Source organism: Pseudomonas sp. JE3303 (assembly GCF_056312565.1).
Genome location: NZ_JBWGIF010000009.1, coordinates 136,550 through 150,228 on the forward strand (window position 1 = coordinate 136,550; position 13,679 = coordinate 150,228).

The following is a 13,679-nucleotide window of genomic DNA, read 5'->3' on the forward strand; positions in this document are numbered from 1 at the left end:
TTACTCAGCCGCTGGAGTACGTTTCTTCAGCGGGGCCATGCCATCGGCGCTGGCCAATGGAGCCTTGTTGGCGCGGGGACCGGTCTTGCGCTTGGTCAGCGGCTTCTTCTCGCCCTTCTTCTCGCCCTTTTTCTTCTTGGTGCCTACAGCCTTGCCAGACGCCTTGACCTTCTTCGGTCCACCGTAGGTGCCTTTGACTTCCTTGATGACACGGCGATCGAACTGCTGCTTGAGGTAGCGCTCGATGCTCGACATCAGGTTCCAGTCGTTGTGGCAGATCAGTGAGATCGCCAGGCCTTCACCACCGGCACGGCCAGTACGCCCGATGCGGTGCACATACTCGTCGCCGCTGCGCGGCATGTCGAAGTTGATCACCAGGTCCAGGCCGTCGATGTCCAGGCCACGGGCCGCCACGTCGGTTGCAACCAGCACCTTCGAGCTACCCTGCTTGAAGCGCTCGATGGCCAGCTTGCGGTCCTTCTGGTCCTTCTCGCCGTGCAGCACGAACGCCTTCACGTCCTGCGCCACCAGGTGACCGTAGATACGATCGGCCGCAACGCGGGTATTGGTGAAGATGATCGCCTTGTCGAAGGTCTCGTTGGCCAGCAGCCACTGGATGATCTTCTCCTTGTGCTGGTCATGGTCGGCCGTGATGATCTGCTGGCGAGTACCCTCGGCCAGCTGGCTGACGCTGTTGAGCATCAGGTGCTCAGGATCCTTCAGCACCTTGGTGATCATCTCGCGCAGGCCAACACCGCCGGTGGTGGCGGAGAACAGCATGGTCTGCTCACGGTTGCCGCACTCGCCGCACAGGCGCTCGACGTCTTCGGCAAAGCCCATGTCGAGCATGCGGTCGGCTTCGTCCAGCACCATCACCTGCACGTGCTCGAGCTTCAGGTTGCCCGCGTTGAGCTGCTCCAGCAGGCGGCCCGGGGTGCCGATCAGCACGTCCGGCACCTTGCGCAGCATGGCGGCCTGTTCCTTGAAGTCTTCACCGCCGGTCACCAGGCCAGCCTTGATGTAGGTGAACTGGGCGAAACGCTGGACTTCCTTGAGGGTCTGCTGGGCCAGTTCGCGGGTCGGCAGCAAAACCACGGCACGGATCTCCACGCGACCGCCCTTCAGGTCGACTAGACGGTTGAGCATCGGCAGCACGAACGCCGCGGTCTTGCCGCTACCGGTCTGCGCGGTCACGCGCAGGTCACGCCCTTGCAAGGCCAGGGGAATGGCCGCCGCCTGCACCGGGGTCGGCTCGACAAAGTTCAGCTCGGCCACGGCTTTAAGCAGGCGTTCGTGCAGGGCGAATTGGGAAAACAAGGGGCGTACCTCGGGCAAGTGCAGAAATTCAGTTGCATAGGGTAACGTTTTCCAACGCTGGCGCCGAATTTCTTTTGGTAACGTCTTGCCCGTCTGGGCTCTAATACCCCTTCTTTTCGCTATACAGACCTTCTCGACGACGCATGGATATTCAAAGACTCTGGCACGACACCCTCGACCTCTGGGGCTCCCTCGACCAACATCCGGTGCTGCATGCCGGCATCGGCCTGGCGGTGCTGCTGGCCGTCGCCCTGGTCATGGGCCGCCTCGCACGCTTCCTGGTACTGCATGCAACCCGCTTGCTGGCCCGCCAGCAGGCCCTCGCCTGGCTCGACGACCTGCGCCACAACAAGGTCTTCCATCGCCTGGCCCAGACCACCCCGTCACTGGTGGTGCAGTTCGGGCTCAAGCTGGTCCCGGAGCTCAGTGCCGACAGCCAGCACTTCCTGGGCAACATCGCCTTCGCGTTCACGCTGCTCTTCCTGACCCTGGCGCTGTCCTGCCTGCTCGACGCCCTGCTCGACATCTACGCCCGCACCGAACACGCCCGTACCCGCTCGATCAAAGGCTATGTGCAACTGGCCAAGATGGTCCTGTTCGTGTTCAGCGCCATCGTCATCGTCGCCACCTTGATCGACCGATCGCCGCTGCTGCTGCTCTCCGGCCTGGGTGCCATGTCCGCGGTGATCATTCTGGTCTACAAGGACACCTTGCTCTCGTTCGTGGCCAGCGTGCAGCTGACCAGCAACGACATGCTGCGCGTCGGCGACTGGATCGAGATGCCCCAGGTAGGCGCCGATGGCGATGTGGTGGACATCACCCTGCACACCGTCAAGGTGCAGAACTTCGACAAGACCATCGTTTCCATCCCCACTTGGCGCCTGATGAGCGAGTCGTTCCGCAACTGGCGCGGCATGCAGCAATCGGGTGGTCGACGCATCAAGCGCAGCCTGTTCATCGACGCCGCCGGCGTACGCTTCCTCACCCCGGACGAAGAGCAGCGCCTGAGCCAGGTACACCTGCTGGGCGACTACCTGACCACCAAGCGCAGCGAACTGCTCAAGTGGAACGAAGCCCAGGGCCAGGTGGCAGAGCTCTCGGCCAACCGCCGCCGCCTCACCAACCTCGGCACCTTCCGCGCCTACGCCCTGGCGTACCTGAAAAACCACCCGGACATCCAGCCGCACATGACCTGCATGGTCCGCCAGATGCAGACCACCGCCCAGGGCATCCCGCTGGAGATCTACTGCTTCACCCGCACCACGGTGTGGGCCGAGTACGAGCGAATCCAGGGAGATGTGTTCGATTACCTGCTGGCGGTGATGCCGGAGTTTGGGTTGAGTGTGTACCAGCAGCCGAGTGGTAATGATCTGCGGGCGGGGCTGCTGCCTGGGAGCTTGCCCAAGGTGCGGGACTCAGCTGTTGTCGAGACGGCTGGGTCGTACTGAACTGATTTCACTCGGCGAATCCAGACATCAATCGTCTAAAGCAGCTTTTGAATCAGCGCGCACCTGAGTTTAGAATTCAGATCCATTTCTATCGCGAGCAAGCATTGACTCCACTTAGCAATCCTGACAACGACACTCGCTTCGGCTGCGTAGGATGTGGCGCCTGCTGCAGAGGAAGATTCGTCCCACTTACCGTGGCCGAAGCCATTCAGTGGCTTGGTCGCGGTCACTCCGTGGCTGTGCTGGTAGAGGCCTTCGATGAGTCGGCATGGCCGTTGGACGCACCCGAATATGACTATCACAAACGTCGATCAGCTGCTGTGCAATGCGGGGAAGCCTCATTGCGAGTGACGGTGATTTTAGCGGGAAACGTGATTCCTCAATGCCCTAATCTGGGGGAGGATGATCTATGCACCATCTATTCCGAAAGACCGTTGGTTTGCCGTATCTACCCCATGGAGATCAACCCGTTCATTGCGCTCTCTCCTACTTCAAAGGACTGTCCTCCGGAGAGCTGGGATCAGGGTAATTTGCTTGGATCAGACCGTGAGCTGACGAATCAGATTCTGCAATCACGCCAAGCGGATCGAGACGACGCGCAGCTTAAAGTTGACTTGTGCGAGGCCTTGGGAATGACAGTAGCGGCGTGGAAAGGGAACGGCTTCACTATTTACATGCCTACGGTTGAGAACATGGTGGCCGCCATTGAGGGTCTGGGCTCCCAGGGCCAGGCGAAGCAGGCATGGCGGATCAAAGCAGAGGATTCGGCGCTCAAAGACACGCTTGAGCTTCGTTCGTTTGCATTGGAAAAAATGGCCAGGAATGATTTCATCTTCCATCAGTTATAGATGAACGCCGCTGCCCAAGCCGACTCATCCACACCGACCCCAGAATCACCCCGCCCCCCACCAGCAGCCGTCCCAGCGGCTCATCCTGGTTCCAGATCAACAGATTGATCAACAGCCCCACCGGCACATGCAGGTTGTTCATCACCGCCAGCGTCGCACCGGGGACCATGCAGGCGCCCTTGTTCCACCAGTAGAGTCCAAGGGCAGTCGGGCACAGGCCGAGGAACAGCAGCACCAGCCATTGCACGTCGGTGCTGGGCAGGTGCTGGCTGTTGCCGAACAGCAGGAAGGCCGGCAGCACCACCAGCAAGGCACCCAGGTAGAAGTAGCCAAAACGCCGGTAATGCGGCAGGTCGCTGGGGTTGCGGGCGATAAGGTGGCGGTACAGGACTTGCCCGGCGGCGTAGGTGAAGTTGGCCAGCTGCAGCAGCAGGAAACCGATGAAGAAGTCGCCGGTGATGCTGTCGAAGCGGATCACCGCGGCGCCCGCGACGGCAACCAGGGCGGCGACCAGGGCCCAGGGGTTGAAGCGACGGTTGAGGGCGTCTTCGATCAGGGTCACGTGCAGAGGGGTGAGAATGGTGAACAGCAGTACCTCGGGCACGGTCAGTACGCGGAAGCTGAGGTAGAGGCAGACGTAGGTGATGCCATATTGCAGCGCGCCGATCAGCAGCATGGAGCGCATGAAGCGCGGCTCGACCTGGCGCCAGCGGGTCAGCGGAAGGAAGACCAGGCCGGCCAGCACCACGCGGGCGAGCACGGCGAAGTAGCTGTCGACGTGGCCGGCCAGGTATTCGCCAATCAGGCTGAAGGAAAACGCCTGGATCAGCGCGACGATAATCAGGTAGCCCATGGGTGGCCCTCGGAAAACAAGGCGGGGACCTTAGCGGGTTGGGTGGGCTTGGGCAACAGCTGCATCGACGGTGCCCTTTCGCTGGGTTGCCAGCGAAAGGGCCGGTACGGCTCAGGCCACTGCGGCGAGCTGGGCCTTGGCCTGGTTCAGGCCTTTCTCGTGGAAGTCGCCGCTCATGTTCAGGCCTTCGGCGTGAATGAAGGTTACGTCGTGAATCCCGATGAAAGCCATGACCTGGCGCAGGTATGGTTCCTGGTGGTCGGTGACGGCGCCGGCGTGGATACCGCCGCGGGCCGTCAACACATAGGCGCGCTTGCCAGTGAGCAGGCCCTGCGGACCGGTCGGGGTGTACTTGAAGGTGATACCGGCGCGCAAGACGTGGTCCAGCCAGGCCTTGAGGGTGCTGGGGATGGCGAAGTTGTACATCGGCGCTGCGAGCACCAGTACATCCGCTTCCAGCACTTCGTCAGTGAGTTCGTTGGAGCGCGCCAAGGCTTGCAGCTCGTCGCTGCTACGCTGGTCTTCAGGTTTCATCCAGCCGCCAAGCAGGTTGGCGTCCAGGTGCGGCACCGGGTTGACGGCCAGGTCACGCACCGTGACCGCGTCCGCCGGATGCGCCGCTTGCCACTGCTGGATGAAATCGCGGGTCAGTTGGCGAGAAACGGAATCCTGCTGGCGGGCGCTGCTTTCGATGATCAGTACGCGGGACATGGTTGCCTCCATCGGCTTAAAGGGCTGCGATTCGATGAAGGTGAGATTAGCGATTGACCTATCGATAAAAAAGCGTAAAAAGTGGGGCGAACATATCGATCAATCAGTTCTATTGCGGTTTGCAGTCCAGCGCGATCCGCAGCTTGATGATCTGCCGGTTGAACTTGGCATTTACATCCACGCTGTTGCCGGCAGGCACCTGGACCCGGCGCACGCGCGGCGCCTCGGGCCCGTTGCGGAAGGTCACCCGGCACTGGGCAGGCACTTGCCCATAGTTGTCGAGGGTGATCGACCCCATGTCCCGGTCCGTGTCGTAGGAGGTGTAGTCGATCTTCACGCCAGTGATCTGTTTCTCGACGTCGATGGGATAGGCGACGGCGCTCAGGGGCAGGAGCAACAGCAGTACCGCACAACTCTTCTTCATATGGCGCTCTCCTTGAAAGAGCGCAGCTTAGGACAACAGGAGCCGTACATGAAAGCGCCGCGCGTTACCCTGGACCAGTGGAGGACCTTGCAGGCGGTGGTCGATCACGGCGGGTTTGCCCAGGCAGCCGAGGCCTTGCACCGCTCGCAATCGTCGGTGAGCTACACCGTGGCGCGCATGCAGGAGCAACTGGGCGTGCCGCTTTTGCGCATCGACGGGCGCAAGGCGGTGCTGACCGAGGCCGGCAATGTGCTGCTGCGCCGTTCGCGCCAGCTGGTCAAGCAGGCCAGCCAGCTCGAGGACCTGGCTCACCACATGGAACAGGGATGGGAGGCCGAGGTGCGCCTGGTGGTCGATGCCGCTTACCCCAGCGCCCGGCTGGTGCGCGCCTTGAGCGCGTTCATGCCACAGAGCCGGGGCTGCCGCGTGCGCCTGCGCGAAGAGGTGCTGTCGGGGGTCGAGGAGGTCTTGCAGGATGGCATCGCCGACCTTGCGATCAGCGCCGTGAGTATCCCGGGCTACCTGGGCAATGAGCTGAGCGCCGTCGAATTTGTCGCCGTCGCCCACCCCGAGCATCCCTTGCACCGCCTGGGCCGGGAGCTGAACTTCCAGGACCTCGAAAGCCAGTTGCAGGTGGTGATCCGGGACTCGGGCCGGGCTCAACCCCGCGATGTCGGCTGGCTGGGCGCCGAACAGCGCTGGACCGTGGGCAGCCTGGCCACCGCCGCCACCTTCGTCGGCAGCGGCCTGGGCTTTGCCTGGCTGCCACGCCACCTGATCGAGCGCGAACTGCGCGACGGCGTGCTCAAGCCCCTGCCCATGGATAAAGGTGGCAGCCGTCACCCGCTGTTCTACCTTTACTCCAACAAGGACAAGACCCTCGGCCCGGCCACGCAGATTCTCATCGAGCTGCTGCGCAGTTTCGATACTGCGCCACTGGACGTGCCTTTCGCTGCTCCCGCCCAAGCCTGACAGGACCGCGCCCATGGCCTTTTTCGAACACGAAGGTTGCTCGCTGCACTACGAGGAATACGGCCAGGGCGAGCCCGTGGTATTGCTCCATGGCCTGGGCTCCAGTTGCCAGGACTGGGAGTTCCAGATACCCGAGCTTGCCCGTCATTACCGGCTGATCCTCATGGACATCCGGGGTCATGGCCGCTCGGACAAGCCGCGCGACGGCTACACCATCGCCACCTTCAGCGAAGACCTGCTGGCCCTGCTGGAACATCTGCAGACCGGGCCTGTGCACTTCATCGGGCTGTCCATGGGCGGCATGGTCGGCTTCCAGTTCGCCGTCGACCATCCCGGCTGGCTGCGCAGCCTCTGCATCGTCAACAGTGCCCCGGAGGTCAAGCGCCGCACCCGCCAGGACTGGGTCTGGTGGGCCAAGCGCTGGAGCATGGCGCGCATCCTCAGCGTCGAGACCGTGGGCAAGGGCCTGGCCCAGCGCCTGTTTCCCAAACCCCAGCAGGCTGACCTGCGGCGCAAGATGGCCGAGCGCTGGGCGCGCAACGACAAACGCGCCTACCTGGCCAGTTTCGATGCCATCGTCGACTGGGGCGTGGCGGAACGCATCAGTCAGATCCGCTGTCCTACGCTGGTGATCAGTGCGGATCGAGATTACACCCCGATACAACTGAAGGAACGTTATGTGGCCCTGATACCTCAGGCGCGACTGGCGGTCATCGAGGATTCGCGGCACGCTACGCCGCTTGACCAACCTCAGGTCTTCAACCAGACCGTGCTGCAGTTTCTGGCAGCCGCATCCACCTCTCAAGGATCATTGAGCCCATGCTGAAGAAAATCCTCCTCGCCGCCTGCTCCGTCGCCTTCGCCACCAGCCTGATGGCCGCTGAAAAGACCCACGTACTGCTGGACACCAGCTTTGGCCAGATCGAGGTCGAGCTCGACGGGGACAAGGCGCCGATCAGCACGAAGAACTTCCTCGAATACGTCGACAGCGGCTTCTACAACAACACCATCTTCCACCGCGTGATCCCGGGCTTCATGGTCCAGGGTGGCGGCTTCACCGACCAGATGGTGCAGAAGAACACCCGCGACCCGATCCGCAACGAAGCGAGCAACGGCCTGCACAACGCCCGCGGCACCCTCTCCATGGCCCGTACCTCCAACCCGAACTCCGCCACCAGCCAGTTCTTCATCAACGTTGCCGACAACGCGTTCCTCGATCCAGGCCGCGATGCCGGCTACGCCGTGTTCGCCAAGGTGACCAAGGGCATGGAGGTGGTTGACCAGATCGTCAATTCGCCGACGACCGTCAAGAAGGGCATGCGCGATGTCCCGGCCGACCCTGTCTACATCAAATCCGCCAAGCGCCTCGACTGAACATGAGCATCACAGGGACGTGATCTCGATGCGCAGTCGAGCCGAACAGGAGTTTCCATGCTGTACCGTCGTTTCGAGCAACTCATCGACATATTCCGCGAAGCGCCGACCGAGGCGCCGCCCAGCGGTGTCCTGCGCTTCTACCTGTACTACCTGCGCCAGGTCTGGCCGACCTTTGTCGCCCTGCTGGTCGTGGGGCTCGTGGTGGCGCTGGTCGAGGTGGCGCTGTTCAGCTACCTGAGCCGGATCATCGACCTGGCCCAGGCGGGCTCCGGTGAAAACTTCTTCAGCGAGCATGGCGGCGAGCTGGCCTGGATGGCCGTGGTGGCCTTGCTGATCCGGCCAGTGTTCGTCGGCTTGCACGACCTGCTGGTGCACCAGGCCATCAGCCCGGGCATGACCAGCATGATCCGCTGGCAGAACCATACCTACGTGCTCAAGCAGAGCCTCAACTTCTTCCAGAGCGATTTCGCCGGGCGCATCGCCCAGCGCATCATGCAGACCGGTAACTCGCTGCGTGATTCGCTGGTGCAGGCCATGGACGCGCTCTGGCATGTGCTGGTCTACGCCATCAGCGCCCTGGTGCTGTTTGCCGAAGCCGACTGGCGGCTGATGCTGCCACTGATCGTCTGGATTTTCTGCTACAGCGCTTCACTCTACTACTTCGTGCCACGGGTCAAGGAACGTTCGGTTGTGTCGTCCGATGCCCGCTCCAAACTCATGGGACGGATCGTCGACGGCTACACCAACATCGCCACGCTCAAGCTGTTTGCCCATACCGATTTCGAACAGCAGTACGCCCGTGAAGCGATCACCGAGCAGACCGAGAAGACCCAGCTGGCATCGCGCGTCATCACCAGCATGGACGTGGTCATCACCACCCTGAACGGTCTTCTGATCGTCGGCACCACAGGCCTGGCGCTGTGGTTGTGGACCCAGTCGATGATCACCGTGGGTGCCATTGCCCTGGCGACCGGCCTGGTGATCCGTATCGTCAACATGTCGGGCTGGATCATGTGGGTGGTCAACGGCATCTTCGAGAACATCGGCACGGTCCAGGATGGATTGCAGACCATCGCCCAGCCCGTCACCGTCACCGACAAGCCGAACGCTCCAAGGCTCAAGGTCGAGCGCGGCGCGGTGCGCTTCGACACGGTCAGCTTTCACTATGGCAAGACGCGCAAGGTCATCGATGGCCTGAACCTGGACATCCGCCCCGGCGAGAAGATTGGCCTGATCGGGCCCTCGGGTGCTGGCAAGTCGACCCTGGTCAACCTGCTGTTGCGCCTGTATGACCTGGACGGCGGACGCATCCTGATCGACGGCCAGGACATCGCCGACGTCACTCAGGCCAGCCTGCGTGCGCAGATCGGGATGATTACCCAGGACACCTCGCTGCTGCACCGTTCGATCCGCGAGAACCTGCTCTACGGCCGTCCCGATGCCACCGAAGAAGAAGTCTGGAACGCAGTGTGCGGCGCCCGGGCCGACGACTTCATCATGCAGCTGACTGATGCCCAGGGCCGGACCGGCTTCGATGCGCAGGTCGGCGAGCGTGGGATCAAGCTCTCGGGAGGCCAGCGCCAGCGAATCGCGATCGCCCGTGTGCTGCTCAAGAACGCACCGATCCTGATCATGGACGAGGCCACCTCGGCGCTCGACTCAGAGGTCGAGTCGGCGATCCAGGAGAGCCTCGAGACCTTGATGCAAGGCAAGACCGTGATCGCGATCGCTCACCGGCTGTCGACCATCGCCCGCATGGACCGCTTGGTCGTATTGGACAAGGGGCACATCGCCGAAACCGGCAGCCACAGCGAGCTGCTGGCCCGGCAAGGTCTGTATGCGCGGTTGTGGCATCACCAGACTGGCGGGTTCGTCGGGGTGGATTGACCTGCCTCGTTCCTACGCCTTGCGGTATGGCAATGCTGCCCATGCTTCCTCGGCGTAGGCCCTGACCCCCGCCCGCTCCTGCTGCAGGAAATCCTCCACCGCCCGGCGCAAGCCGGGGTGCAGGAGGTAATGCCAGGAGCGCGTCAGCACCGGCTCGAAACCCCTGATCAACTTGTGCTCGCCCTGGGCGCCGGCGTCGAAGCGCTGCAGCCCCTGGGCGATGGCGTAGTCCATGCCCTGGTAGAAGCACGTCTCGAAATGCAGACGGTCGAATTCATCCAGGCAACCCCAATAGCGGCCATACAGGCTATCGCCACCGACCAGGCTGAGGGCCATGGCGACCTCGCGGCCGCCCTGCACCGCCATCACCACCCTCAATGACTCGGGCATGCGCTCGGCCAGCAGGCTGAAGAATTCCCGGGTCAGATAAGGTGCTCGCCGGCGCACCGCATAGGTGTTGGCGTAACAGGTATACACGAAGTCCCACTGCGCCTCGCTCAGCTCGTGACCCTGATACCAGCGAAATTCCATCCCATGTCCCGCTACCTGCTCGCGTTCCTTGCGGATCTGCTTGCGCTTGCGTGAGCTCAGTGTGTCGAGAAAGTCCTGGAAATCCCGGTACCCACGGTTGCTCCAGTGAAACTGGCAGCCCAGGCGCTCCATCCAGCCGGGCAGTTGCCCGATCTGTGCATCGAGTACGCTGTCGGTGAAATTCAAGTGAGCACCCGAGAGTTCGCCTTGTACCAGGTACTCGGGAATGGCTTGTAACAAAAGCAATGCATCGGCCGGGTCGACGGCCAGCAAGCGCGGGCCGGTCACCGGGCTGAACGGTACGGCGCCCAGCAACTTGGGGTAATAGGGAATACCGGCGCGCTCGCAGGCGTCGGCCCAGCCGTGATCGAACACGTATTCGCCAAACGAATGCCACTTGCGATAGCCCGGCAATACCGCGCGCAACTGCCCGTCCCGCTCCAGCAGCAAATGCTCGCTGGCCCAGCCTGTGCCGGGGCCGAGGCTGCCGCTGTCTTCCAGGGCGCTTAGAAATGCATGCCGTAGAAAAGGCTGGCCTGCGGGCACCAAGGCATCCCATGAAGCTGCTGGCAGGTCGCGCAAGTGGGCAATGCTCTGCAAGGTAGTCACGGTGTCGACTCATCGCGTAGGGGGTTTCAGTGTCCCAGAAAAACCTTGAAACGCCCACCGCAGAGCGTGGCGCCTCTTAACATCAGTGCCACCAAATAGACATTATTCTGTAATGCTCCCCCGCAATACTTGCGCCTGTTTTCGGGAACCCCAGAACCTGTCTAGCCAGGCCTTTCCCGAAGACATGCCAACACGGGGCGGGCGCAAGCCTCCCCATTTTTTTTCAAGAGGGAGAACCTTATGCGTCTTGTTTCTACACTAACCGGAGCGAGCCTGTGCACCGGCATGATGCTGGCTCTGAGTGCTCCGGCCAGTGCTGCGGTCGACGCCAAGCTGCTCGAAATGCTCCGCGCCAATGGCTCGATCAACCAGGCGCAGTACAGCGAACTGCAAGCCGACCTGGCTAACGAGACCAAGGAAAAGGCCGCCCAGAAGGCACAGACCGAACGCCTGAGCTCCTTTGAATCAAAACTGGCATGGGCCGCCAAGACCCAGATGAAGGGTGACCTGCGCCTGCGCCACGAGGACGTCGACGCCGACGGCCCGACCAACTCCAGCAGCCGCGACCAGGACCGCCAGCGCATCCGCGCCCGCTTTGGCCTGTACAGCGAGATCAACCCACAGGTCGACGCCGGTATCCGCGTCGCCACCGGCAGCAGCAGCGATGCGCGCTCGACCAACCAGAGCATGGACAACTACTTCGACAAGAAGCAGCTGTGGCTCGACCTTGCCTACATCGACTACCACCCCACTGCCCTGCCCAACCTGCACCTGATCGGCGGCAAGATGAACCAGCCCTGGGTCAGCATGGGTGATGTGATCTGGGACAGCGACATCAACCCCGAAGGCTTCGCCACCACCTACAAGACCGACCTGGGCGGCGCCGAGCTGTTCGGCAGCGCGGGCTACTTCGTGCTCAAGGACAACGTCGACGGCGACGGCGTGCAGTTCCGCCACGACCTGCGCCTGTACAGCGGCCAGCTGGGTGCGCGCTTCGCCCCGACCGACAACCTCAAGGTCACCTTGGGCGGCAGCATCTACAGCTACGACAATGACAAGGACAGCGAAGCGCTGGCGGTCAACGGCAACACCACCAACGAATTCACCCTGTACGAAGGCTTCGGCCAGATCGACCTGACCGGCCTGGTGGTCCCGTTGTCGGCCTACGGCCAGTACGTCGTCAACGGCGAGACCGACAGCAACCAGGACACGGCCTGGCTGGCCGGCCTGAAGACCAAGCTGGGTGCCTTCAGCCTCGACTACAACTACCGCGACGTGCAGCGCAACGCAGTGGTCGGCGCCTTCACCGACTCGGACTTCGCCAACGGTTTCACCGCCTCGCGTGGCCACAAGGTCAAGGTCGGCTACGAGATCGACAAGAACTTCTCGGTGGGCGCCGCTTACCTGATGGCGAAGTCGGATGCCTCCAACCCGCCAACCAGCGATGCCAACATCGACACCTTCCAGCTGGACCTGGAAGCCAAGTTCTGAGTTGATGCAGCGAAAGCAAGCACGGGGGCGCTGACTGGATCAGCGCCCCCATCTTGTCTTGCCCACCGCTTCGTTTTCGGTCACCGCTTGCGCAGGATCACGCTGCCGATCGAATACCCCGCGCCGAATGAGCTGAGCACCCCCAGCGCACCTTGGGGCAGATCATCCTGGTAGCTGTGCAGCGCGATCACCGAACCGGCCGAACTGGTGTTGGCATAGCGGTCCAGAATCACCGGCGCTTCTTCTTCCAGGGCATCACGCCCCAGCAGTTTCCTGACGATCAGGTGGTTCATGCTCAGGTTCGCCTGGTGCAACCAGAAGCGTTTGACGTCGGCGATGTCGATCTGGTTTTCCGCCAGGTGCTGGGCGATAAGCTCGGCGACCATGGGGCAGACTTCGCGGAACACCTTGCGCCCTTCCTGGACGAACAGCTTGTCTGACGCCTCGGCCCCTTCTTCGCCGGCGCGATTGAGAAAACCGAAGTTGTTGCGGATGTTGTTGGAGAACTGGGTCAGCAGCTTGGTGCTGACAATGTCGAACTGGTGCGCGGAGGTGGCGAGGTCCGCCCGCTCGACCAGCACGGCGGTAGCGCCGTCGCCGAAGATGAAGTGACTGTCGCGGTCGCGGAAGTTGAGGTGACCGGTGCAGATTTCCGGGCTGACCACCAGCACGGCACGGGCCTGGCCCAGTTGCACGCAGTTGCTGGCAGTCTGGATGCCGAAGGTGGCCGACGAACAGGCGACGTTCATGTCGAAGGCAAAACCCTGGATGCCAAGGGCTTGCTGCACTTCGATGGCGATCGCCGGATAGGGCCGCTGCAGGTTGGAACAGGCGACGATCACCGCGTCGACATCGGCGGCGGTGCGGCCGGCGCGCTCCAGCGCCTGGCGAGCGGCAGCCACGCCCATCTCACAGAGAATCGACGGCTCGTCGTTGCTGCGTTCTGGCAGGCGCGGCTTCATGCGTTGCGGGTCGAGGATGCCGGCCTTGTCCATCACATAGCGGCTCTTGATCCCCGAGGCCTTTTCGATGAAGGCCGCGCTGGATTCTGCAAGCGGTTCCAGCTCGCCCCGCTCGATGGCGGCAGCGTTATCGATGTTGAACTGCTGCACCCAGGTATTGAAGGACTCAACCAGCTCTTCGTTGGAGATACTCATGGCCGGGGTATACAGGCCGGTGCCGCTGATCACGACGTTATGCACAGTCGTTCC

The 13,679-nt window shown here is 62.4% G+C and carries 13 protein-coding genes; 7 read left to right on the plus strand and 6 right to left on the minus strand.

Annotated features, from left to right (window positions below; translation table 11 throughout):
• The gene (locus tag AC0ZZU_RS14575) at positions 1-1,317 is read right to left on the minus strand and encodes a DEAD/DEAH box helicase (protein ID WP_476341614.1); all 1,317 of its coding nucleotides are present in this window, start codon (positions 1,315-1,317) and stop codon (positions 1-3) included.
• A 143-nt stretch (positions 1,318-1,460) separates the two neighbouring features.
• Between AC0ZZU_RS14575 and AC0ZZU_RS14580 the strand changes: the two genes are divergently transcribed.
• Entirely contained in the window at positions 1,461-2,765 is a 1,305-nt protein-coding gene (locus AC0ZZU_RS14580; protein WP_476341615.1) for a mechanosensitive ion channel family protein, read from the plus strand.
• Positions 2,766-2,869: 104 nt separating this feature from the next.
• A complete protein-coding gene (locus tag AC0ZZU_RS14585) occupies positions 2,870-3,613 on the plus strand; it encodes a YkgJ family cysteine cluster protein (protein ID WP_476341787.1) in 744 nt (247 codons plus the stop codon).
• On the opposite strand, the gene AC0ZZU_RS14590 is transcribed toward AC0ZZU_RS14585, so the two are convergent.
• From AC0ZZU_RS14590 to AC0ZZU_RS14600, 3 genes are all read right to left on the minus strand, one after another.
• Positions 3,594-4,466, minus strand: a complete 873-nt coding sequence (locus AC0ZZU_RS14590; protein WP_476341616.1) for a carboxylate/amino acid/amine transporter — start codon at positions 4,464-4,466, stop codon at positions 3,594-3,596. The two genes, AC0ZZU_RS14585 and AC0ZZU_RS14590, sit on opposite strands and share 20 nt — an antisense overlap.
• A gap of 111 nt (positions 4,467-4,577) precedes the next feature.
• Positions 4,578-5,177: an FMN-dependent NADH-azoreductase gene (locus AC0ZZU_RS14595; protein ID WP_476341618.1), complete on the minus strand. Its 600-nt coding sequence runs from the start codon at positions 5,175-5,177 to the stop codon at positions 4,578-4,580.
• 109 nt (positions 5,178-5,286) lie between these two features.
• A complete protein-coding gene (locus AC0ZZU_RS14600) occupies positions 5,287-5,601 on the minus strand; it encodes a 3-phosphoglycerate kinase (protein WP_476341619.1) in 315 nt (104 codons plus the stop codon).
• A 48-nt stretch (positions 5,602-5,649) separates the two neighbouring features.
• Here AC0ZZU_RS14600 and AC0ZZU_RS14605 point away from each other — a divergent pair, with 48 nt between their 5' ends.
• From AC0ZZU_RS14605 to AC0ZZU_RS14620, 4 genes are read left to right on the plus strand one after another with little or no spacing between them, the layout of a single operon-like run.
• Positions 5,650-6,573 (plus strand): PA3225 family LysR-type transcriptional regulator, encoded by a 924-nt coding sequence (locus AC0ZZU_RS14605; protein ID WP_476341621.1) that lies wholly within the window; start codon positions 5,650-5,652, stop codon positions 6,571-6,573.
• Between the two features lie 13 nt (positions 6,574-6,586).
• On the plus strand, positions 6,587-7,399 hold the full coding sequence (locus tag AC0ZZU_RS14610) for an alpha/beta fold hydrolase (RefSeq protein ID WP_476341622.1): 813 nt from the start codon (positions 6,587-6,589) through the stop codon (positions 7,397-7,399).
• Positions 7,393-7,947 (plus strand): peptidylprolyl isomerase, encoded by a 555-nt coding sequence (locus AC0ZZU_RS14615; protein WP_476341623.1) that lies wholly within the window; start codon positions 7,393-7,395, stop codon positions 7,945-7,947. Before AC0ZZU_RS14610 ends, AC0ZZU_RS14615 begins: the two co-directional genes overlap by 7 nt.
• A gap of 57 nt (positions 7,948-8,004) precedes the next feature.
• The gene (locus AC0ZZU_RS14620) at positions 8,005-9,837 is read left to right on the plus strand and encodes an ABC transporter ATP-binding protein (protein WP_476341625.1); all 1,833 of its coding nucleotides are present in this window, start codon (positions 8,005-8,007) and stop codon (positions 9,835-9,837) included.
• A gap of 12 nt (positions 9,838-9,849) precedes the next feature.
• On the opposite strand, the gene AC0ZZU_RS14625 is transcribed toward AC0ZZU_RS14620, so the two are convergent.
• Positions 9,850-10,977 (minus strand): GNAT family N-acetyltransferase, encoded by a 1,128-nt coding sequence (locus AC0ZZU_RS14625; protein WP_476341626.1) that lies wholly within the window; start codon positions 10,975-10,977, stop codon positions 9,850-9,852.
• Positions 10,978-11,217: 240 nt separating this feature from the next.
• Here AC0ZZU_RS14625 and AC0ZZU_RS14630 point away from each other — a divergent pair, with 240 nt between their 5' ends.
• The gene (locus AC0ZZU_RS14630; RefSeq protein WP_476341627.1) at positions 11,218-12,468 is read left to right on the plus strand and encodes a putative porin; all 1,251 of its coding nucleotides are present in this window, start codon (positions 11,218-11,220) and stop codon (positions 12,466-12,468) included.
• Between the two features lie 80 nt (positions 12,469-12,548).
• Here AC0ZZU_RS14630 and AC0ZZU_RS14635 read toward each other — a convergent pair whose 3' ends face one another.
• Positions 12,549-13,670 carry a beta-ketoacyl-ACP synthase III gene (locus AC0ZZU_RS14635; protein ID WP_476341628.1) on the minus strand — a complete coding sequence of 374 codons (1,122 nt, stop codon included), beginning with the start codon at positions 13,668-13,670 and terminating at the stop codon, positions 12,549-12,551.
• Positions 13,671-13,679: the final 9 nt, after the last annotated feature.

What these genes read in the sequence shown, in the direction of transcription:
- AC0ZZU_RS14580 (WP_476341615.1), top strand. Translation starts at nt 1,461, where the DNA reads ATGGATATTCAAAGACTCTGGCACGACACCCTCGACCTCTGGGGCTCC.
- AC0ZZU_RS14590 (WP_476341616.1), bottom strand. Translation starts at nt 4,466, where the DNA reads ATGGGCTACCTGATTATCGTCGCGCTGATCCAGGCGTTTTCCTTCAGC.
- AC0ZZU_RS14595 (WP_476341618.1), bottom strand. Translation starts at nt 5,177, where the DNA reads ATGTCCCGCGTACTGATCATCGAAAGCAGCGCCCGCCAGCAGGATTCC.
- AC0ZZU_RS14600 (WP_476341619.1), bottom strand. Translation starts at nt 5,601, where the DNA reads ATGAAGAAGAGTTGTGCGGTACTGCTGTTGCTCCTGCCCCTGAGCGCC.
- AC0ZZU_RS14605 (WP_476341621.1), top strand. Translation starts at nt 5,650, where the DNA reads ATGAAAGCGCCGCGCGTTACCCTGGACCAGTGGAGGACCTTGCAGGCG.
- AC0ZZU_RS14610 (WP_476341622.1), top strand. Translation starts at nt 6,587, where the DNA reads ATGGCCTTTTTCGAACACGAAGGTTGCTCGCTGCACTACGAGGAATAC.
- AC0ZZU_RS14615 (WP_476341623.1), top strand. Translation starts at nt 7,393, where the DNA reads ATGCTGAAGAAAATCCTCCTCGCCGCCTGCTCCGTCGCCTTCGCCACC.
- AC0ZZU_RS14620 (WP_476341625.1), top strand. Translation starts at nt 8,005, where the DNA reads ATGCTGTACCGTCGTTTCGAGCAACTCATCGACATATTCCGCGAAGCG.
- AC0ZZU_RS14630 (WP_476341627.1), top strand. Translation starts at nt 11,218, where the DNA reads ATGCGTCTTGTTTCTACACTAACCGGAGCGAGCCTGTGCACCGGCATG.